Source organism: Brevibacterium sp. LE-L (assembly GCF_050214925.1).
In the GTDB taxonomy this organism is placed as follows: domain Bacteria; phylum Actinomycetota; class Actinomycetes; order Actinomycetales; family Brevibacteriaceae; genus Brevibacterium.
Genome location: NZ_CP189759.1, coordinates 3,283,865 through 3,304,792 on the forward strand (window position 1 = coordinate 3,283,865; position 20,928 = coordinate 3,304,792).

Here is a 20,928-nt window from a genome sequence, read left to right on the forward strand (position 1 = left end):
TCAAATCGTGTGCTGTTCGTGCCGGTGCAGGCGCCCGCCGCCGTCGATCTCGTGCGAGCTGCTCACACTCCGCGGCTATTCTACTCCGCGTAGTAGGTCCGACTCACCTTTCGTGATCGCAGTCATCGACTCCCGTCTTCGTTCGGCCGATCGCGCAGGTCTTTGACCAGGTCTTCGACGGCGCGTCCGACCATGGGATCTTCTCCCCGAGCCAGGGCGGCCACCTCGGCGTTTCCGTCCTTGATCCGCACCCACACGCGACGGCGCGGGATGAACAGGGACAGGCCGAGTCCGAGCAGGATGAGGATGGCGCTGATGAGCATGAGGGCCTGTGTCGGATCCTGGGAGATGTCGACGGCGATGTACTTCTTCACCCCGTCGAAGGTCACCGAACCACCATTCGGCAGCTGCTGCGTCTCACCCTCGGCCAGCTGGATGACGAGCGGGTTGCCGGACTCATCGGTCATCTCGGTCATGTTGTCCGCGTCGAGGGAGTACACCGACTGCGGAGCTCCGGAGTCGAGGCCGAGGTCGCCGGTGTAGCCGCTCATCACGAGGTACGGATTGCGCAGTTCGGCGAAGCTCGACACCAGCTCGCCGTCCTCGTTCTGGGCGGCAGTCGGCAGGAACACGCCGACGAAGCCCATCTGGCTTCCGGCCGCATCCGGGACCTTGATGACACCCTCGGAGGAGTATCCCGGGTCGCCGCCGTCGGGAATGAACACCTGCGGCCCGGAATGGACGACCTTGCCCTGCGCATCACGGACGGTCACCTCGGGGGCGTAGCCGTTGCCGGTGAGGTACACACCGACGCCGTTGACCCGCACCGGTTCGTTGACCTTGAGCACATGCGAGTCCTGCTGCCCGTCGACGGTGGTCGTGACCTTCGCGTCGAAGCTGCGCGGCTGACCGAACTGATTTCCCGCCGCCCGATCGTCGAACGTCGAGGTGAAGGTGTCGAGTCTGAGCCGGAAATCCGGCAGATTGTCCGCATCGTAGTAGGATCCCGGTTCGAACGAATCGTAGGACACGAGCGAGTTCGTGAACGTCTCCCCCTCGACGAGGATGCGCTGCCCTTCGTAGCCGAACAGAGAGCCGATCGCCATCGTCAGGGTGGCCATGAGCAGGGCGATGTGGAAGACGAGGTTGCCGGTCTCCCGCAGGTAGCCGCGTTCGGCGGCGACATGGTCGGCCTGCCGATTGATGCGGTATCCGGACTTCTTCAGTCGAGCTTCGGCGGCGTCGAGGAACGTCTCGTCCGCGTCCTCCCGCGAATCCGCGTCTGCCTGCGCAGAGGTGAAGGAGGCGTATCCGGGCATCCGGGTCAGCCTCTTCGGCGCCTTGGGCGGGGCCGAGCGCATCGCCTTCCAGTGCTGCTTGGTGCGCGGAACAACGCAGCCGACGAGCGAGATCATCAGCAGCAGGTAGATCGCGGAGAACCAGACGGAGGAGTAGACGTCGAACATCTGGATGGTGTCGAGGAACCTGCCCCACGCACCGTTGGCCTCAAGGAACGTATTCACCCGTCCCGGGTCCTGGATGCGCTGCGGCAGCAGAGAACCGGGGATCGCGGCGAGAGCGAGGACGAGCAGCAGGATGAGTGCCACGCGCATCGTCGTCAGCTGCGTCCAGGCCCACCGGCACATGCCGAAGAAGCCCAGCTGCGGCTGTGTCACGGTCGACTTCGCGGACGACTTCGCCCCCTGCTTCGCGGTCGGCTCGGCACCGGCGTTCGCGGTCGTGTGCGCGTCCGCCTGCGTGTTCTCCGAGCCTTCGGTCCTGCCCGTCACTAGATCACCACTTCAAATCCATTGATCAGACCTTGCAGAGAGGTCATCCACATATTCCATACGCCGCTGGCCATGAGCACACCGAGGACGATGAGCATGATGCCCCCGGCCCGCACGATCGAGGTCTGGTGCTTCCGGACCCATTCGAGTCGCCCCGCACCCTTGTGGATCGCCACCGCCAAGAGGATGAATGGCACGCCGAGTCCCAGACAGTAGACGAAGGCGAGGAAGGCACCGCGCCAGATCATCCCGTCACCGCCGAAGCTCACCGACATGCTCAGCACGGCCGACAGAGTCGGGCCGACACAGGGGGCCCAGCCGAGGGCGAAGGTCGCGCCGAGGACAGGTGCGCCCCACAGCCCCGCTTTCGGCTTGGCTCGGATCCGGTGTTCGTTCTGGAGCAGACCGAACCCGCCCATGAACACGAAGCCGGCGAGGATGACGATGATGCCGAGGATGCGAATGATGACCGACTGCCATTGGGAGAACAGCGCCCCGAGCGCGGAGAAGCCGGTCCCCAGCAGTACGAACACGACGGTGAAGCCGAGCACGAACAAGCCGATGCCCACGACCACGCGCCATGTCTCTTTGTCTCTCAGCGAGGATCCGGACAGACCGGTGACGTACCCGACGTAACCGGGCACGAGCGGGAGCACACACGGGGAGACGAACGAGACGAGACCTGCCAGAGCCGCCGCACCGGCGGCCAGCAGCAGTGGGCCCGAGAGGATGGTCTGGGCGAACTCCGCCCCGAGCCCACTCACTCGGCTCGCACGTCCTCGATGAGTCCCTTGAGCGTCGAGGCATCGATCTCACCGACGACCCGGGCCGCGGCACGGCCCTCGCCGTCGAGGACGACGGTCGACGGGGTGGCCTGCGGCGGCAGGATTCCCGAGAGCAGGGCAACCATGTCCCCGTCGCTGTCGAGCATGTTCGGGTACGGGATCTGGTAGTTCTGGACGAACGCATTCGCCGCGGCCGCCTGGTCACGGACGTTGACGCCGATGAACTGGGCCTTGTCTCCGAAGCCCTCCGACACGGACTTCAGGTCCGGGGCTTCCTTCCGGCACGGCGGGCAGGCCGCGTACCAGAGGTTGATGACCACCGGAGTCGGCCGCAGATCGGCCAGGGACATCTTCTTGCCGTCCAAGGTTTCGAACTCGAGGTCCAGGGGCTGTCCGCGATCCTTCGCAGCCACCTGCGAGACGACTCCCGAACCGGACACATAGCCCTGGTCGGAGCCGGCCTGATCGGCTAGGTCATCGTTCTCGCTGCAGGCGCTGAGCACCAGGGCCGAGCCGACGGCGAGGGCCGAGGTGAAGAGCGCGCGGCGGTTCAGTGGGCGATCGGAACTCATGCTCCTGCCACCGGGGTGCCGGGCTGCAGATCGGCGCAGATGCTTTCGTAACTCACGGACACCAGTGTGGAGGAATCGAATGTGAAACTCGTGATAGAAGCCAGGTCACATTCGCGGCGACGCGGGTCGTGGACGAGGGACCGGCCTTCCCCCGACAGACGGGTCATCCAGATCGGCAGCTGGTGGGAGACGATGACGCCTTCGGCGTCGGGACCGTGGTGGGAGAGCTTCGCACGCAGGCTGGCGATCGCCGCGCGCATCCGCAGCACGATCTGCTTGTACGGCTCACCCCAGGAGGGCGTGAGCGGGTTGTACAGCCGCACGAGGTTCTTCGGCTCGGCGAGGTGACGCACCCCCACCTTCTGTCCTTCGAAGGAGTTCGCGGCTTCGATGACCCGGTCATCGGTGAACACCGGCAGGTCGAGGCTCGTGGCCAAGGGCGCGATGGTCTGCTGAGTCCGCAGCAGCGGGGAGGCGACGAGTTCGACGGGGGTCGTGGCCGTCTCGGCGAAATGCCTCGCCACGCGGGCGGCCATCGCGTGCCCGCGGTCGGTCAGCCCGAAGTGCGGCAGCCGCCCGTAGAGGATCCCCTCGGGATTGTCGACCTCTCCGTGTCGGACCAGGTGGATGGTGCTCATGACTGCGCCTTCTCGGTCTCCGGCACTCCGGCAGCCGCCTTCGCCGCTGCGGGCAAGGCGGAGATGATCCGGTCGAGGATCTCATCGGTGTGGGCGTAGGACAGGAACCAGGCTTCGAACGCGGACGGCGGCATGTGGATGCCCTGGTCGAGCATGGCGTTGAAGAACGCGGAGTAGCGGTCGACGTTCTGGCTGCGGGCATCGTCGTAGTTCGTCACGTCCTTGTCGGTGAAGAACACGGAGAACATCGAGTTCGCGGACTGGATGACGTGGGCGACGCCTTCGGCCTCGAGCGCGGACGCGACGGCCGGGCGCAGGATGTCCGCGGCCCGTTCGATGTGGGAGTACACGTCGAGTTCGGTGGTGAGTTTGAGCGTGGCGAGACCGGCGGCGGTGGCCACCGGGTTTCCCGAGAGCGTTCCCGCCTGGTAGACGGGTCCGGCGGGTGCCAGGTGGGCCATGATCTCGGCGCGACCGCCGAAGGCCGCGGCGGGGAATCCGCCGCCCATGACCTTGCCGAAGGTGAACAGGTCGGCCGGTCCCTCCGGGTAGCCCAGGGACTCGGATTCGAAACCGTACCAGCCCGCCGCGGAGACGCGGAATCCGGTCATCACTTCGTCGCTGATCATGAGCGCACCGTGAGCCTTCGTCAGTCGGCGGATGGTGGTGGTGAACCCGTCGCGGGGAGGGACGACGCCCATGTTTCCGGGGCTGGCTTCCGTGATGACGCAGGCGATGTCCTCACCATGCTCGGCGAAGACGGCTTCGAGCCCCGCGGCATCGTTGTAGTCGACGACGATGGTGTCCTGCGCCTGAGCTCCGGTGACTCCGGGGGTGTCGGGCAGGGAGAACGTGGCCAGACCGGATCCGGCCTGGGCCAAAAGCGAATCGACGTGGCCGTGGTAGCAGCCGGCGAACTTCACGACCTTGGACCGGCCCGTGTACCCGCGGGCCAGTCGGATCGCGGACATGGTCGCCTCGGTGCCCGAGGACACGAGTCGCACCTGGTCGACGGGGTCGATGCGGGCGACGATCTCCTCGGCGAGTTCGACCTCACCGGTCGAGGGGGTGCCGAAGGAGAAGCCCTTGACCGCGGCTTCCTGCACGGCCGCGACGACCTCGGGGCGTGAGTGGCCCATGATCATCGGACCCCAGGATCCGATGAGGTCGATGTAGTCGTTGCCGTCGACGTCGCGCAGCCACGCTCCGGTCGCCTCGGTGATGAATCGGGGGGTGCCGCCGACGGCTTTGAACGCGCGGACCGGGGAGTTGACTCCGCCGGGGATGACCGCCTCGGCGCGGGTGAACAGGGCGGCTGACTCATCGGTGGGGTGAGAGTTCGTCGGTGCTGTCGTCATGGGGTCTCCTCTGCTTCTGCCCGGGTCGGTGCGTCTGGCCGGGTCGGTGTCGTCACGGATCGTGGTCGGATACGCGGTCGGTGCGCCTCAGGCGCCGCCGGTCTCGCCGGTGTGGACGGTCTCGCCGGTGTGGACGTTCTCACCAGTGTGGTCGGTCTCGCCGGTGTGGCTCAAATGCTCGAAGACTTTGGTGAAGACGCGGCCCAGCGCCGCCATCTCCTCGGGTTCGAGAAGATCGACGAGGTGGTTGCGGACTCCCGCGACATGGTCGGGGGCCGCGGTGCTCAGCAGCTGCCATCCGGCTGCGGTCATCACGCAGTTGACTCCGCGTCCGTCCTCGGGGATGGCCGAGCGTTCGAGCAGTCCGCGCTTCTCCATCCGGGCCACACTGTGGGTCAGCCGGGACCTCGACATCGTCGTGTCCGTGGCGAGCAGGGCCATGCGCATCGTTCTGTCGGCGTGTTCGGACAGGCGCACCAGGATCTCGTACTCGGGCAGACCGATGCCGTGCTTCTCCCGCAGCTCCTTGTCAAGCTGCGCGCTCAGCAGCTGGGAGCCGCTCAGGTAGCTGCGCCACGCCTTCTGGTCCGCAGGATTGAGCCAGCGGGGTTCGGTCATCGCCGGGCTCCGGTCGCCGCCCCGACGGCTGCGCCCGACGCGGTGGTGCCGGCGGCTTCGGTCTGGAGGCGCTGGGCGACCTCGGTGGCCCAGTAGGTGAGGATCGCATCGGTGCCGGCCCGTTTGAAGGAGATGAGGGATTCCTCGATCGCCTTCTCACGGTCGATGGCTCCGGCCGCGGCCGCGAATTCGATCATCGAGTACTCCCCCGAGACCTGGTAGGTCCACACGGGCACGATGGATTCGCGGGCGACTTCGGCGAGAACGTCGAGGTAGGGCAGTCCGGGCTTGACCATGACGACGTCGGCACCCTCGGCGAGGTCGAGGCCGAGTTCGCGCATCGCCTCGCGGCCGTTGGCGGGATCCTGCTGGTAGGTCTTGCGATCGCCCTGGAGTTCGGAATCCACGGCTTCGCGGAACGGCCCGTAGAAGGCGGAGGCGTACTTCGCGGTGTAGCCCATGATGACGGTGTCAGTGAACCCGGCCGCGTCGAGTGCCTCCCGACAGTAGGCGACCTGACCGTCCATCATGCCGGAGAGTCCGAGCACCTCGGCTCCGGCGCGAGCCTGTGCCAGCGCCATCGACGCGTAGCGGTCGAGGGTCGCGTCGTTGTCGACGGCTCCGGAGTCGTCGAGGACTCCGCAGTGACCGTGCGAGGTGAACTCGTCGAGGCACAGATCGGACATGATGACCGTGTCCTCGCCGAGGTGCTCGTGGAGAAGCGCGAGCGCACGGTTGAGGATCCCCTCGGGCGCGTCGGCCTGGGAACCGATCGGATCCTTGTGTTCGGGGATCCCGAAGAGCATGAGTCCGCCGACTCCGGCTGCGACGGCTTCGCGGGCGGCGTCGAGCAGCGAGTCCACTGTGTGCTGGACGACTCCGGGCATCCCGCCCAAGGGAGCCGGTTCGCTCAGCTCCTCTTTGACGAACATCGGCAGGACGAGGTCGGCGGGGTGGAGGCGGACCTCGGAGACGAGGCGGCGCAGCGCCGGGGTCGTGCGCAGCCGGCGGGGTCGAACGGATCCGGGAACCAATGACATGTCAGGCCTTCCTTCTGCGGCGCTTCTGGCTCGGACGCTTCGGGGAGACCCCGGCGTCCACGTCTTCAGCCCGCTTGGTGAGAGCGAATTCGACGAGTCCGTCGATGAGCGAAGTGAGGTTGGCTTCCTCGGCGAGGACGTCGACGCGCAGTCCGTGTTCTTCCGCGGTGTTCGCGGTCGCCGGGCCGATGCAGCAGATCACCGAGGTGGGGGCGGGTTTGCCGGCGATGCCGACGAGGTTGCGCACCGTGGAGGAGGAGGTGAAGAGGAAGGCATCGAAGTCGCCGGCCTTGATCGATTCGCGGATCGGCGCCGGCGGCGGGGAGGCCCGCACTGTGCGGTAGGCGGTGACGTCGTCGGGGTCCCACCCCTTCTCCAGCAGTCCGGCCACGAGCACCTCGGTGGCGATGTCGGCACGGGGCAGCAGCACGGTGTTCATCGGGTCGATGTCATCGACGAAGTCGGGCCAGGCCGCGGCCAGGCCACGCGCCGAGTGCTCACCGTCGGGGACGAGATCGGGGGTGATGCCCCAGTCGACGAGCGCGGCGGCGGTGCGGCCGCCCACGGCCGCGACCTTGACTCCGGCCATCGACCGGGAGTCGAGTCCGAAGTCCTCGAACCACATGCGCACCGCACGCACGGCGTTGACCGAGGTGAAGCCGACCCATTCGTAGGACCCGTCGACGAGGCCGCGGATCGCCTTCTCCATCTGGGTCGGTGTGCGCGGGGGCTGCACGGCGATGGTGGGGACGACGGTGCCGACGGCACCGAGCTCGGCCAGCGCCTCGGCAGTGGAGGTTCCCTGTTCCTTCGTCCGCGGGATGAGCACCTGCCAGCCGAAGAGGGGTTTGGATTCGAACCAGCTGAGTTCTCCTCTGGATTCCACTCCCTGTCCCATGATCACCACCATACGATCCGAACCTGTCTGAGCCATGGACAGCGCCTGCTTCAGGGTGGTCTCCACACTCGTCTGCTCGATCGTGGAGATCCCCCAGCCGAGGAGGACCTTCGTGTCCTCGTCCCAGCCGTCGGCCAGCAGTGCTTCGATGGCCTGTTCATGAGCGGCAGCGGAGCCGGTGAGCACATGAGTGGTGTTGCGGTGACGGGAGACGTCGACATGCGTCTGCGGTCCGGCTTCGATGAAGCGCACCGAACGCACCCGGTTCGTCGTCAGCGCGGTGCCGGTGAAGGCCGCCGTCGAGGCGGACAGTCCGACGCCGGGCACGATCTCCACCTCGACCTGTTCCTTGCGGCACACAGCGGCCTCGGCGGTCGTCGTGGTGAAGATGATCCCGTCATCCGAGCTCAGCCGCACCACCGTGTTGTCGGGGCGGGCGAGTCCGGCCAGGCGGCGGCCGCGGGTCGACGCGGCGACACCGAGATCGGCGGCGTCGATGAGCTTCGCCGCCTGCGGCACATACGCGGTGACGATCTCCGAGTGCACATCGGCGTCGTAGACGACGGTCTCCGCGGTGGCGAGGATCTCTGCCCCGCGCATCGTCATCAGCCCGGATTCGCCGGGGCCGCTGCCGATGAAGACGACACGCGGTGCGGCCGGCAGGAGTCGGCGGGGCTGGACCCGGCCCGTGGTCGGTGCGTTGGTCATCCCTGCTCCTGTGCCTTGACGGGGGTGAGGTGATCGGCGCTGGCCGCCGGGTCGATGCCGAGCCGATCGAGCAGGTCTTCGGCGGCTGCGGTGCCGAGTTCGTCGGCGACGCGGGCGAGTTCCTTCGCGGCCACGGTCAGCTGCTGCTGTGTTCCGGCGGACCAGTCGACATCCGGGACGGCAGGCAGTTCGGTGCTCTGTCGGGTGCGGGCGAGCTTGCCGTCGTCGTCGGCCATGACGGCGTCGACGATGAACGTGGTGCCTTCGATCTTCGCGAGGGCACCGATCGGTGCCGAACATCCTGCCTCGGCGCGGGAGAGGATCGCCCGTTCGCACGTGACGGACAGGTCCGTGGTCTGGTCGTGGATGCGCCGCAGCGCGGCACGCACTTCGGCATCGGCGTTGAGGATGCCTTCGGTGTTCGCGAAGTTGCTGTCGGCGCTGCGAGTCTCCACGGCCAGGGCGCCTTGGCCGGGGGCGGGCAGCATGACATCGAAGTCGATCGAATCGGTGGCTTCGGCCAGACGACCGATGCGGCGCACACCGGCAGCGGCGAGTACGACAGCGTCGAGGCGTCCGTCGCGGACGTGGGCGATGCGGGTGTCGACGTTGCCGCGCACCCCGCGGACCTCGATATCGGGGCGGGCGGCACGCAGCTGCACGGCTCGGCGCGGCGACCCGGTGCCGATGACGGAACCTGCCGGCAGCTGAGCCAGGCTCAGACCGTCACGGCCGATGAGCACATCGGCAGGATCGACGCGCGGCGGGATGGCCGCCATCTGGATGCCCGCCTCGGGGGTGGTGGGCAGGTCCTTGAGCGAGTGCACGGCGAGGTCGATCTTGCCCTGGTGCAGGGCCTGACGGACGGCGGAGACGAAGACCCCGGTGCCGCCGAAGCCGGCCAGCGGGGACATGTTGACATCACCCTCGGTGACGACTTCGACGATCTCGACCCGCCAGCCGGTGAGCGCGGCGATCTGGTGGGCGATCGCCGTGGACTGGGAGCGGGCCAGCTGCGACCGGCGGGTTCCCAGTCGCACGGTGCGCCCGCTGAAGTGTTCGGGTTCGACGATGTCGAGGGTGTGATCGGCGACCGGGCGGATGCCGTCGGCCTCGACATGGTGGACGCTGGCGGCCTTCGCGACCTTCGTCTCCGGTGGGGTCATGGCGTGGGCGACCTTGTTCACGGGCAGATCGAACAGCTGCATGAGCGCCTGAGCGTAGTCGACCTCGGACTCGGTCACAGCCAGTTCCTTGACCTTCACGGTCGGGGTGTGGATGAGCTTCTCGGCCACCCGGTGCAGGGACTTGCGGATCTCGGCGAAGGATTTCTCGTCCACGGCCGCACCGAGCTTCTTCTCCAGACGCTGCGTCTCCGCGGCGAGCACGTCCTTGGCGTGGGTGCGCAGAGCGGTCACCGTCGGGGCGACCGAACGTTCCTTGTTGCCGGTGGCGATGTTCTCGATTTCGGCGGCGATGATGGTGCGGACCGCGTCGACGGTGCCGGCGACCTTCGCATCGCGTTCCTTGTCAGAGTTCTTCAGCAGCTCCCGGATCTCGCCGAGACCGAACAGGGCGACGTGTTCGAATTCGCGCACGCTGGGGTCGATGTCGTGCGGCAGGGCGAGGTCGACGAAGGCCTTGTTCGCCGCACCCTTGGGGTTCTGCGACAGTCCGGCGACGATGTCGTCGCGGGAGACGACGACGCCGCGGGCACCGGTGCAGGAGACGATGAGGTCGGCGTCGGCGATCTCTTCGGCCATCACACGCGGGGTCAGTTCGCGGGCACGCCCGCCCACTTCGGCCACGAGGCGTTCGGCCTTCTCCAGGGTGCGGTTGAGCACGGTGATGCGTCCGACCCCTTCCCTGTGCAGCCCGGAGACGACGAGACCGGACATCGCTCCGGCGCCGATGACCAGGGCGTTGGCCGCGCGCAGCGAACCGATGTGTCCGGCCGAGGCTTCGAGGGCCGCGCCGAAGAGCGAACGGGCGACCTCGCCGAGGTCGGTCTCCGAGTGAGCGCGTTTGCCCACGCGCAGCGCCTGCTGGAGGGCCTGGGACAGTTCCGAGGTCAGTGCCTTGTCGGTCTGCGAATCGGTGAAGGCCGAGCGCAGCTGGCCGAGGATCTGAGCCTCGCCGATGGCCATCGAGTCGAGCCCGCAGGCGACCTTGAGCAGATGCTCCATGGCCTGGTTGTCATAGTGGGCATAGAAGTGGCCGGCGATGTCCGACCACTCTTTGTCGATCGAGGACACCAGAGCGTTGCCGAGGTCGGCCAGTCCCCCGTGGAAGGCGGAGACGTCGGCGATGAGTTCGAGCCGGTTGCAGGTGGAGAGCACCGCAAGTCCGTCGACGTTGTCTCCCGCCAGAGCATCAGTTCGCAGGGTGCCGACCTCGCCGGCGCTGAAGGCCAGCTTGTCGAGCATGTCGATCGGGGCCGACTGATGGGAAATGCCGAGAACCAAGAGAGTCAATTCCTGTGCTCCTCAAAACCAGGGTTGAGCGGTGCCGTATCCAGCGCCGAATAGTATGCGAGTACTTGCAGCTCACTGGCCAGATCGACTTGGTGGACACGGACGGTGTCCGGGGCGTCGAGCACGGTGGGTGAGAAATTGAGAATGCCGCGCACACCCGCTTCGACGGCCGTGTGGGCCGCCGCGGGTGCCGCGGCTGCGGGGACGGCCATGACCACCAGGTCGATGTGTTCGGGCCAGGTGGTCAGCTCGTCCAGAGAGGAGACGGTCAGTGTGCCGATGGCGGTGCCGATCTTCTCCTCGTCGATATCGAAGATGGCGGTCAGACGCAGACCGCGTCGGCGGAATCCGGCGTAGTCGGCCAGGGCGGAGCCGAGACGACCGGCGCCGATGATGGCGACGCTGCGGTCCCGGTCGAGACCGAGGAAGGTCCGCAGGGTCGCAGCCAGTTCCGGGCAGGAGTAGCCGACGCCGCGGGTGCCGGAGCGTCCCAGCTGGGACAGGTCCTTGCGCAGGATCGACGGGGACACCCCGCTGCGAGCAGCGAGGTCATCCGAAGACACTGTCTCCTGGCCTGTTGCGGCGATGGTCTCGACGGTCTGCAGGTAGATCGGAAGTCGGGAGATCACGCGCTCGGGTACGTCCTTGCGAACAACACCCTCAATCCTGTTGGCGGACAGAATCTCGCCCACGAATCCGTCTCACTCCTTCAATCGATCTCATGCGCCCAGTGCCGTGAGGGCCTTGGACAGCCGATCCTTCTCGACTCGATGAAAACTGTGCTGGCGCCCGTTGAGGAGCACGACCGGAACGTCCCAGCCGTACTGCGCGGCCAGGTCGTCATCGGTGTCGATATCGATCTCGGTCACGTTCACGTCTCTGCCGGCGGCCACCTCGGTGACGGTCTGCAGCGCCTGAGCGCACAGATGGCAGTCGACGCGCGTGAGGAAGGTCAGCTCGACCATGGCTCACTCCTCATCGGGTGCAACAAACCCCGCCGAGAAATCACTCGAGCGGGGGCGTAGGACCGTCGGGTCTTACTTCTTGTTGCGACGCTGGTGACGTGTCTTGCGAAGCTGCTTGCGGTGCTTCTTCTTCGACATACGCTTGCGGCGCTTCTTGATGACTGAGCCCACTCGGGTACCCCTTGTGCTTGTCGGTGGAGGGTGAACACCAGGTGCCCACCCATTGAACTAACCGTGCAATTCTATCGCCTGCCGGCCTGCTTTCCCAAAACTGTGTCGAGATCCACAGCGGCCGGAAGACTCAGCCGCGTCACCGCGGGGTGCCGGCCCGGTCGGGGCGTGAGCTGCGGGCTCGCGGCTCAGTCGAAGTACGGGTCGAGTCCGAAGAAGGGGAAGATGTTCTTCCGTGTTCCCATCACGGTCCTGTCGAGCTCGGCTTCGGGGTCGAATCCCTTCGACCACGGCTCGAAGGCTCCGTCGAATCCGTCGGTCATCGACAGCGGAGCTTCGCGTCCGGTCTTCGTCTGTGCGTAGTTCGCCCAGCGACCCGGGATGCGGGCGCCGGGTTCGATGTCGCGGCCGGCGGCGATGGCCAACAGATTCGTCCATACGCGGGGCACGACGTCGATGATCGCGTATCCGCCGCCGCCGACGGACAGCCATCTCCCCTCCGCGTGTTCGACCGCGAGGTCCCGGACCCGTTCGGCGGCGATGCGCATCGCATCCACGCTCAGCCGCATATGCGTCAGCGGGTCGCTGCGGTGACCGTCGCAGCCGTGCTGGGAGACGATGACCTGCGGTTCGAAGGCAGCGACGACCTGCGGGACCGTGGCGTCGAAGGCCCGCAGCCAGTCCGCGTCCCCGGTGCGCGGGGGCAGAGCGACATTCATCGCCGAGGCGGCCGCCTTCAGTCCCCCGATGTCCGCGGGATAGCCCGTGCCGGGAAAGAGGAACTTCCCCGATTCGTGGATCGAAATGGTCAGCACCCGCGGATCGTCCCAGAAGAACGTCTCCACACCGTCACCGTGGTGGGCGTCGAGGTCGAGGTAGACGATGCGCTCGAAGCCGGCGTCGAGGAATTCGGTGATTCCGGCGGCGGCATCGTTGTACACGCAGAACCCGCTGGCCTTGCCCGGCATCGAGTGGTGCATTCCGCCGCAGAAGTTCACGGCGCGCCGGTAGCCGCCGGAGATGATGGCGTCGGCGGCATCGATGCTGCCTTGGAACAGCAGTGCCGAGGCGGTGTGCATGTTCTCGAAGCCGGGAACATCCTCGGTGCCGATGCCGTAGCGGTCCGCGTCCTCTTCGCTGAGGCCCTCGGGGGTTCCTGCCTGTTTGACGGCGGCGATGAAGTCGGAGTCGTGGAGTCGGGCGAGCTTGGCCTCGTCGATGTCATCGATCGGGTGGACGTGGACGTTCTCGGCGTCGAAGAGCCCGAAATCGAGGGCAAGCTTCGCCGTCAGGTCGAGCCTGAAGGGGTGCATGGGGTGGCTGGGACCGAAGTTGTAACCGGTCACCGTTTCGTCCCACACGACATAGACATCATTTTCGGCCATGCCCACCATGCTATATGGCACAGCTCACCTGCACCGGTTCCGGGGCCTGCGGATCTACCATGGTGCTTGTGTCCAAGAATTCCGCACCGCGCTTCGATCGGCTGCTGCGGCCGGGACGGTGGGTCCGTGACTTCGTCGACGACCTCGCCGTCGCCTCGCCCGCCCGGTTGGCGATCGGCTCGTTCATCGCCGTCGTCGCTCTCTTCGCGATCCTGCTGATCCTGCCGGCAAGCATGCGCGACCCGGGCTCGGTGGATCGGGTCACGCACATCGCGAACTCCGTCTTCGTCGCGGTCTCGGCGGTGTGTGTGACCGGGCTCAGCCCGGTCGTGACGGAGGAGTACTGGTCGGATTTCGGGATCTCGGTGATCACCGCCGGCATCCAGGTCGGTGGTCTCGGCATCCTCACCCTCGCCTCGGTGCTGGGCATGGCGGTCTCACGTCGGCTGGGGGTCCGTCAGCGGCTCATCGCCCAGCAGGCCACCTCGGCGCTCAATCTGGGTCAGGTCGGCTCCCTGCTCAAGACCGTGGTCATCACGATCTTCACGGCCGAATCGATCCTCGCTGTGCTGCTGTTCCCGCGCTTCCTCATGCGCGGGGAGTCCTTCGGCGATGCGACCTGGTATTCGGTGTTCTACTCGATTTCGGCATTCAACAACGCCGGTTTCACCATCCACCCCGGCGGGGCCGCGTATTTCGCTGCGGATCCGTGGATCCTGTCTCTGCTCATGGCCGGTGTGTTCGTCGGGTCTCTCGGCTTTCCCGTCGTGCTCATGGTCGCGATGTTCTGGAATCGGCCGAGCCGCTGGGACCTGCACACGAAGCTGACGCTGACGACCACGACGACGGTGCTGGCGGTCGGCCTGCTGCTGTTGGCGCTGTTCGAGTCGGCGAACCCGGCGACGCTCGGCGACAAGAACGCCGGGCACACCTTCGTCGAGGTGCTGTTCATGGCCGTCATGCCCCGGTCTGGGGGTTTCGCGACGATGGACGTCGCGGACATGAGTCAGGCCTCGCACCTGCTCATGGATCTCATGATGTTCATCGGCGGCGGTTCGTCCTCGACAGCCGGCGGCATCAAGGTCACGACCGTGGCCGTGCTCGTCCTCGCCGCATTTGCGGAGGCCCGGGGCCTGCAGGATGTCCACGTGTTCGGTCGGCGGCTGACCTCCTCGACGATCAAACTCTCGATCTCGATCCTGCTCACCGGTGCGATGATCGTCTTCGTCGGCACGCTGACGATGCTGCAGATCAGTGCCGAACCGCTCGACCGCGTGCTGTTCGAGGTGATCTCGGCCTTCGGCACGGTGGGTTTGAGCTCCGGGGTGTCCGCGTCGTCACCGCATGCGGGGCTCTATGTTCTGTCGGTGATCATGCTCATCGGCCGACTCGGTACGATTACACTTGCGGCTGCACTGTCCATGCAGGATTCGGTGCGCCTGTACCGCTACCCCGAGGAAAGGCCCGTCGTTGGCTAACGAACACAGCTCCATCCTCGTCATCGGACTGGGACGTTTCGGGTCCTCGACGGCGGCCACCCTGGCCCGGCTGGGACGTGAGGTCATGGCGATCGAGCACAACCCCGAGCTCGTCAGGGACTGGTCCGGCAAGCTCACCCACGTCGTCGAAGCCGATTCGACGAACATCGACGCGCTGCGCCAGGTCGGTGCCGGTGACTTCTCGACAGCCGTCGTCGGCATCGGCACCTCGATCGAAGACAGCGTGCTGACGACTGCGAACCTCGTCGACCTCGGCGTCGGGCAGGTATGGGCGAAGGCGATCTCCCCCTCCCACGGCAAGATCCTCCACCGCATCGGAGCCCACCACGTCCTCTACCCGGAGTCGGATGCCGGACGCCGTGTGGCTCACCTCGTCAGTTCGCGGATGATGGAGTACATCGAGTTCGACGAAGGCCACTTCGCGGTGGTCAAGATGCGTCCGCCGCGGGAGATCCAGGGCTTCACGCTCAGTGAATCCGGAGTCCGCGACAAATACGGCGTCACGATCGTGGGCATCAAGAGTCCCGGCCGCGACTTCACCTATGCGGACCCGACGACCCGGGTGGGCAAACAGGATCTGCTCATCGTCGCCGGCCACGTGGAGCTGCTGGGACGGTTCGCCGGTCGGCCGTAGGCTGCAGATTCCGCCGCTTCTGCGGTCACGGACTGCGGTCACGGACGAGGCGGGAAACCGTCCGAGCAGTGGGCACAAAGAGAGCGGGCGACGGGAATCGAACCCGCGTCATCGGCTTGGGAAGCCGAAGCTTTACCATTAAGCTACGCCCGCATGTCACCTCAGATCAGCAGCTGTCTGCCCAGGTGAACCCCGGTCAGGACGTGCCGTGATCGGCGACTCGAACCAGTGTACCTCGTCTCACCGCACACGCATCCCCTGCCCCGTCTCTCACCGCAGGCACCTCCCCTGCCCGGCCCCCACGACGCAGTCGAGGAGGGGCGGCCGCAGCCGCCCCTCCTCCTGCGTGTCGGGTCGACGGACACCCAGCGACGTCCGATCTCGAGTCCCCGCCACGTGATCGGGTCACGTTCGGATCAGTGCTCGACGGCCTCCTCGGCGCCGAACCCGGTATGGGCTCGGACATCCATCTCGGCTGCAAGCTCGGGACTCTCCACCGTCCGGTCGGTGATCGAAGCGATCCAGCCGAGGAGGAAGCCCAGCGGAATCGAGATGATTCCCGGGTTGGCCAGCGGGAAGATCGCGAAGTCGGCACCGGGGATCATCGCGGTCTCGGACCCGGAGACGACCGGCGAGAACGTGATGAGCACCATCGCCGAGATCAGGCCGCCGTAGATCGACCACACGGCTCCGCGGGTGGTGAAGCCCTTCCAGAACAGCGAGTACAGGATCGTGGGTAGGTTCGCGCTGGCGGCCACGGCGAAGGCCAGGGCCACGAGGAACGCGATGTTCTGCCCCTGCACACCGATTCCGCCGATGATCGCGATCGCACCGATGACGATGACCGTGCGACGGGCGATCTTGACCTCCGCCTCGGAGTCCTCGACCTTGCCCTTCTTGATGACGTTGGCGTAGATGTCGTGGGCGAACGAGGCCGCGGCGGTGATCGCCAGGCCTGCCACCACGGCCAGGATCGTCGCGAACGCGACCGCGGAGATGAAGCCCATGAGGATGGGTCCGCCGAGGTGGAGCGCGAGCAGCGGTGCCGCCGAGTTCACGCCGCCGGGAGCGTTCTTGATCTCATCGGCGCCGACGAGTGCGGCCGCGCCGTAGCCGAGGATGAGGGTGAAGATGTAGAAGGCGCCGATGAGCCAGATCGCCCACACCACCGAACGGCGGGCCTCTTTCGCCGTGGGAACGGTGTAGAAGCGCATGAGCACGTGCGGCAGGCCCGCGGTGCCCAGCACCAGGGCCAGAGCCAGGGAGATGAAGTCGAGCGGATTCTCACCGTACTGCAGGCCCGGGTTGAGGACTCCTTCCCCGACGCCTTCGGCCGCGTTCTCCACCGCCGAGGCGAGCAGAGTCGAGAGGTTGAAGCCGTTGAGTGCGAGCACCCAGATGGTCATGGCGAAGGCTCCGGCGATGAGCAGGATCGCCTTGACGATCTGCACCCAGGTGGTGCCCTTCATTCCGCCGACGAGGACGTAGATGATCATCAGCGCACCGACGACGGCGATGACCAGGGACTGACCGACCTTGCCGTCGATTCCCATGAGCAGGGAGACGAGTCCGCCGGCGCCGGCCATCTGAGCGAGCAGGTAGAAGAAGCACACGGCCAGGGTCGACAGGGCCGCGGCCATGCGCACGGGACGCTGCTTGAGCCGGAAGGAGAGCACATCGGCCATGGTGAACTTGCCGGTGTTGCGCATGAGTTCGGCGACGATGAGCAGAGCCACGAGCCACGCGACGAGGAAGCCGATCGAATAGAGGAATCCGTCGTAGCCGTTGACGGCGATCGCACCGCAGATGCCGAGGAAAGAAGCGGCCGAGAGGTAGTCACCGGAGATGGCGAAACCGTTCTGCGGACCGGTGAAGGACCGGCCTCCTGCGTAGTAGTCGGAGGCGGTCTTGTTGTTCCGGCTGGCGCGCAGCACGATGAACATCGTCACCCCGACGAAGGCGGCGAAGATCGCGATGTTGAGGACGGGGTTGTTCTCGACCTCGGTCGTCGCCGCGGTCAGCAGGTCTTTGCCGGAGGCGAGCATGTCGCCGATTGCCAGAGTGCTCATGAATGCAGTCCTCCCGACTGGGCTTCGAGACGCTCACGGATCTCCTGCGCTGGAGGATCGAGCTTCTTGTTGGCGAATGAGACATAGAACATCGTGATCGCGAACGTCGTCACGAACTGCAGCAGTCCGAACACCAGTCCCACATTGATCTCACCGACCACCTTGGTGGACATGAAATCGTGGGCGTAGGTGCTGAGGATGACGTAGAGGAAGTACCAGACGAGGAACGCGATCGACAGCGGGATCACCACCGAGAACCTCTTGCGCTTGAGCGCTTTGAATTGAGGATTTTCCTCTTCCTCGAGGAAATCAACCCCGAGGCTGACATTGTCAGTCATTCTTTCTCCTTTGAATGGACAGAACTTCAGTGTCCTGAATCACATGTCCAAAGGTAACGTTCAGCATGCACTAGGGAATACCACCGAAAGTTGGTAGCTTGTTCACATGAACGCGCATGCGAAGCACACGCGGGCTCTCAAGGCCGAGACCCGCCGCCTATTCGTCGAAGCCGTCGATTCTCTGCATCAGGCCGGTACGGGCGATGTCGTCTTCGGCGGCATGGTCGACGGGGGTGCGGTCGACGTCGAAGCCGTCGCCGGTGCCGGCAAGGGTCTGCTCTCCTCCCTCATCGTCAGCACCGGACGGGGCCTCGGCGGTCGAGCCCTGACCGAAGGCACTCCGCAGCTGACCCGGGACTATGAGGTCGACCCGCTCATCACCCACCACTACGACGAGGAGGTCCTCGGCGAAGGCATCCGGGTCCTCGTCGCCGTCCCCACCCTGCACGGCGGTGAGGTCACGGGCATGGTCTACTGCGGCCACCGCACGGACTACGACGCCGCTGCCCCGCAGACGGGAGACCTCGTCCGACGAGTCCGACAGCTCTCGGTCGATCTCGCTCGGCTCGGCTATCGACGGGAACCGCAGCCGGTCCCCGTCGCCGAGCGGCTCTACCCCGACTTGGATTCCTCGGGACGGGAGGCGCTGCGCCATACCTATGCCGAGCTGCGCGCCATCCGGTCGGGCATCCTCGATGAGGAGACGCGGGAGAAGCTCACCGTCGTCGAGACCCGGCTGGCCGATATCCTCTCCGGGCACAACCCGGATGACTTCCAGACACCGGTCCCGGCGGTTCGCCTGTCCCCCAGGGAGACGGACATCCTCTCCCATGTGGCTCTGGGCTGGTCGAATGCGCGCATCGCCGAAACACTGAGCCTGCGCGAGTCCACGGTGAAGTCCTACCTCAACACCGCCATGGTCAAGCTCTCGGCCCGCACCCGGCATGAAGCGGTGTCGATCGCTCGGTCGTCGAACGTCCTGCCCTGAGCGCGAACGAGTCGACCCCGGCCGACGCCGCTCACACGGTGCCTGCCGGGGTCGGATTCCGTCTCAGGGGGACGGTTCCGTTCAGCCGTTGATGGTCTCGGAATTCTCCCGTTCCATCTCCAGGGAACGATTCGCTGCCGCCTGCGCGGCCGCCTCGGCGATGTCGAAGATCCCCGCGTCGATGAACTGCTGGAGGCCCGCCAAGGTCGTACCGCCCTTGCTGCTCACGGCTTGCCGCTGAGCGGCCGGGTCGGGCTTCGCGCTCAGCAGCCGCCCGGCGCCGTCGGCGGTGGCGACGACCATCTGGCGGGCGGTGTCCTCGCTCAGCCCCTGCTTGACTCCGGCGGCGATCATCGCCTCGGCGAGGAGGAAGAAGTAAGCGACTCCGGACCCGGAGATGCCGGTCATGGCCGGGATCTGGGATTCGTCGAGGTCGACGACGAGCCCGGCCCCGGACAGCAGAGTCTTGAGTGTATCGACGCTGTCGGCGGGCACCTCGGCGTCGGGGGCGAACGCGATGACGCCGTGGCCGATCGAACTCGGCGTGTTCGGCATGATCCGCACGATGGGATTCTTCGGGGCGAGCTTCGCGAGGTCGGCGGACGAGACTCCGGCGGCCATGGACACGAGCACCGTGTTCGACTCCAGCTCGGGGGCCAGAGCGGCCAGGGTCTCGGCCATCATCCAGGGTTTGACGCCGAGGAGGACGAAATCAGCTTCGGCCGCGGCCTTCCGGTTCGCCTCCGCATCGTCTTCGACCGAAGTCACCGTCGCCGACGGCAGGTCGCGGCTCAGACGCTGTGCTGAGGCGGCCGAGTGAGTCGTCGCGCGAACAGCGATGGTCGCGTCGGCGCTGAGGATTCCCTGGATCAGCGCCGTGCCCATGTTGCCGGTTCCGATGGAGGCGAGAGTGGTCAAAGCGAACCAACCTTTCGTAGTGATTGTCATGCGTCGGTGGGGCGGGTGCGCGGTCGCGGCAGGCGCCGTCGGTGATGATGCGGGTCAGTTCCCGGAGGAGCGAGGGCGTTCCGAGGTGCGGCTGTGGCTGTGTCCGTTTCGCCGCGGGGCATCCTCGTTGAGTCCGAGGTGTTGGCGGGCAAAGGCGATGGACTCGGCGAGCATCTTCTCACGGGTCGACTGCTTGCGCACGAAACGAGTGTTGACCTCGACCACGACGTCACCGGCCCAGTTGTGTTTGGCCAGGTACTGCAGAGTCTCGGCCACGGGCATATTGCCGGCGCCGGGGACGAGGTGCTCGTCTTTGAGGGATCCGGACCCGTCGGTGAGGTGGACGTGGCGGAGTCGGTCGAAGATCTCGGCCACGGTCTCCAGCGCATTCACACCGGCCGTCGAAGCGTGGGAGAAGTCGAAGGTGAGGTCGTCATAGTCTTCGTCCAGCGGGTTCCAGTCGGGATAGTAGACCTGGACTTCGCGCAGGCCCGCCCGCCAGGGATACATGTTCTCCACAGCCAAGCTCACACCGGTCTCGCGGGAGACCTCCCGAACGCCGTCGACGAATCCCAGCGCGTAGTCCCCCTGCCACCTGAACGGCGGGTGGAGGACGACGGTCTCGGCGTTGACTGCCTTGGCAAGGTTCGCGGTGATCCGCAGCTTCTCCCAATGGTCTTTGTGAAGCACGCGCGGCAGGAAGAGCAGCGTCGGTGCGTGCAGGGACATGACCTCGAGTCCCGTCTCGGCGGAAAGTCCGTTGATGAGGTCGACATCTCGTGTCTCGGCATTGTGGGTGACCATGATCTCGACACCGTCGTAGCCGTGCTTCGCCGCTTGTGTGAAAGTCTCCTCGACGGTCATCGGGGACACGGAGGAACTCGACAGGCCGAGCCGGATGGGATGTTCGGAGACGTGATGAGCGTCGTGTTCGTAGACCGCATGGCTGTCGAAGTACTCTCTGTGGCGCCGCGAATTCGAGCGCGCAGAGTTCTTGGTGGTCAGCACCTTCCGTTTGGACTTCGACATTTTGCTCATCGCCAACAGTTT

Annotated in this window: 20 protein-coding genes and 1 tRNA gene; 3 read left to right on the top strand and 18 right to left on the bottom strand. The window is 66.2% G+C overall.

Annotated elements, in window-relative coordinates; genetic code table 11:
• Window positions 1-122 precede the first annotated feature (122 nt).
• The 13 genes from resB to ACQE2J_RS15035 form a co-directional block, all read right to left on the bottom strand.
• Window positions 123-1,790, bottom strand: a complete 1,668-nt coding sequence (gene resB, locus ACQE2J_RS14975; RefSeq protein ID WP_240689511.1) for a cytochrome c biogenesis protein ResB — start codon at window positions 1,788-1,790, stop codon at window positions 123-125.
• On the bottom strand, window positions 1,790-2,554 hold the full coding sequence (locus tag ACQE2J_RS14980; RefSeq protein ID WP_135537191.1) for a cytochrome c biogenesis CcdA family protein: 765 nt from the start codon (window positions 2,552-2,554) through the stop codon (window positions 1,790-1,792). Before ACQE2J_RS14980 ends, resB begins: the two co-directional genes overlap by 1 nt.
• Window positions 2,551-3,147 (bottom strand): TlpA family protein disulfide reductase, encoded by a 597-nt coding sequence (locus tag ACQE2J_RS14985; protein ID WP_426936529.1) that lies wholly within the window; start codon window positions 3,145-3,147, stop codon window positions 2,551-2,553. Before ACQE2J_RS14985 ends, ACQE2J_RS14980 begins: the two co-directional genes overlap by 4 nt.
• Window positions 3,144-3,785, bottom strand: coding sequence for a histidine phosphatase family protein (locus tag ACQE2J_RS14990; RefSeq protein ID WP_426936530.1), 642 nt, complete (start codon window positions 3,783-3,785; stop codon window positions 3,144-3,146). The genes ACQE2J_RS14985 and ACQE2J_RS14990 overlap by 4 nt, the downstream gene beginning before the upstream one ends.
• Window positions 3,782-5,143, bottom strand: a complete 1,362-nt coding sequence (hemL, locus tag ACQE2J_RS14995) for a glutamate-1-semialdehyde 2,1-aminomutase (RefSeq protein WP_426936531.1) — start codon at window positions 5,141-5,143, stop codon at window positions 3,782-3,784. Before hemL ends, ACQE2J_RS14990 begins: the two co-directional genes overlap by 4 nt.
• 87 nt (window positions 5,144-5,230) lie before the next feature.
• A complete protein-coding gene (locus ACQE2J_RS15000; protein ID WP_426936532.1) occupies window positions 5,231-5,761 on the bottom strand; it encodes a MarR family winged helix-turn-helix transcriptional regulator in 531 nt (176 codons plus the stop codon).
• A complete protein-coding gene (gene hemB, locus ACQE2J_RS15005; protein WP_426936533.1) occupies window positions 5,758-6,801 on the bottom strand; it encodes a porphobilinogen synthase in 1,044 nt (347 codons plus the stop codon). The genes ACQE2J_RS15000 and hemB overlap by 4 nt, the downstream gene beginning before the upstream one ends.
• A 1-nt stretch (window position 6,802) precedes the next feature.
• The gene (locus tag ACQE2J_RS15010; RefSeq protein ID WP_135537197.1) at window positions 6,803-8,407 is read right to left on the bottom strand and encodes a uroporphyrinogen-III synthase; all 1,605 of its coding nucleotides are present in this window, start codon (window positions 8,405-8,407) and stop codon (window positions 6,803-6,805) included.
• Window positions 8,404-10,881 (bottom strand): glutamyl-tRNA reductase, encoded by a 2,478-nt coding sequence (hemA, locus tag ACQE2J_RS15015; protein WP_426936534.1) that lies wholly within the window; start codon window positions 10,879-10,881, stop codon window positions 8,404-8,406. Before hemA ends, ACQE2J_RS15010 begins: the two co-directional genes overlap by 4 nt.
• On the bottom strand, window positions 10,878-11,573 hold the full coding sequence (locus tag ACQE2J_RS15020) for a redox-sensing transcriptional repressor Rex (RefSeq protein WP_135537199.1): 696 nt from the start codon (window positions 11,571-11,573) through the stop codon (window positions 10,878-10,880). The genes hemA and ACQE2J_RS15020 overlap by 4 nt, the downstream gene beginning before the upstream one ends.
• Before the next feature lie 27 nt (window positions 11,574-11,600).
• Entirely contained in the window at window positions 11,601-11,846 is a 246-nt protein-coding gene (locus ACQE2J_RS15025; protein WP_135537200.1) for a glutaredoxin family protein, read from the bottom strand.
• Between the two features lie 72 nt (window positions 11,847-11,918).
• Window positions 11,919-12,017, bottom strand: coding sequence for a 30S ribosomal protein bS22 (locus tag ACQE2J_RS15030; protein WP_009882927.1), 99 nt, complete (start codon window positions 12,015-12,017; stop codon window positions 11,919-11,921).
• Window positions 12,018-12,205: 188 nt separating this feature from the next.
• Window positions 12,206-13,402, bottom strand: coding sequence for an acetoin utilization protein AcuC (locus ACQE2J_RS15035; RefSeq protein ID WP_426936535.1), 1,197 nt, complete (start codon window positions 13,400-13,402; stop codon window positions 12,206-12,208).
• 59 nt (window positions 13,403-13,461) lie between these two features.
• On the opposite strand from ACQE2J_RS15035, the gene ACQE2J_RS15040 reads away from it, so the two are divergent.
• The gene (locus ACQE2J_RS15040; RefSeq protein WP_425120401.1) at window positions 13,462-14,880 is read left to right on the top strand and encodes a TrkH family potassium uptake protein; all 1,419 of its coding nucleotides are present in this window, start codon (window positions 13,462-13,464) and stop codon (window positions 14,878-14,880) included.
• Window positions 14,873-15,535: a potassium channel family protein gene (locus ACQE2J_RS15045; RefSeq protein ID WP_135537203.1), complete on the top strand. Its 663-nt coding sequence runs from the start codon at window positions 14,873-14,875 to the stop codon at window positions 15,533-15,535. The genes ACQE2J_RS15040 and ACQE2J_RS15045 overlap by 8 nt, the downstream gene beginning before the upstream one ends.
• 82 nt (window positions 15,536-15,617) lie before the next feature.
• On the opposite strand, the gene ACQE2J_RS15050 is transcribed toward ACQE2J_RS15045, so the two are convergent.
• The 3 genes from ACQE2J_RS15050 to ACQE2J_RS15060 all read right to left on the bottom strand — a co-directional run bounded on the left by ACQE2J_RS15050 (window position 15,618) and on the right by ACQE2J_RS15060 (window position 17,942).
• Window positions 15,618-15,688 (bottom strand) — tRNA-Gly (locus tag ACQE2J_RS15050).
• 263 nt (window positions 15,689-15,951) lie between these two features.
• Window positions 15,952-17,580: a solute symporter family protein gene (locus tag ACQE2J_RS15055; protein WP_135537483.1), complete on the bottom strand. Its 1,629-nt coding sequence runs from the start codon at window positions 17,578-17,580 to the stop codon at window positions 15,952-15,954.
• Window positions 17,581-17,600: 20 nt separating this feature from the next.
• Complete coding sequence (locus ACQE2J_RS15060; protein WP_135537204.1) at window positions 17,601-17,942, bottom strand: DUF485 domain-containing protein; 342 nt, start codon at window positions 17,940-17,942, stop codon at window positions 17,601-17,603.
• Between the two features lie 106 nt (window positions 17,943-18,048).
• On the opposite strand from ACQE2J_RS15060, the gene ACQE2J_RS15065 reads away from it, so the two are divergent.
• A complete protein-coding gene (locus tag ACQE2J_RS15065; protein WP_135537205.1) occupies window positions 18,049-18,930 on the top strand; it encodes a helix-turn-helix transcriptional regulator in 882 nt (293 codons plus the stop codon).
• Window positions 18,931-19,011: 81 nt separating this feature from the next.
• On the opposite strand, the gene proC is transcribed toward ACQE2J_RS15065, so the two are convergent.
• Window positions 19,012-19,848, bottom strand: coding sequence for a pyrroline-5-carboxylate reductase (proC, locus tag ACQE2J_RS15070; protein ID WP_425120402.1), 837 nt, complete (start codon window positions 19,846-19,848; stop codon window positions 19,012-19,014).
• A gap of 84 nt (window positions 19,849-19,932) precedes the next feature.
• Window positions 19,933-20,916 (bottom strand): sugar phosphate isomerase/epimerase family protein, encoded by a 984-nt coding sequence (locus ACQE2J_RS15075; protein WP_240689514.1) that lies wholly within the window; start codon window positions 20,914-20,916, stop codon window positions 19,933-19,935.
• Between the last annotated feature and the right edge of the window lie 12 nt (window positions 20,917-20,928).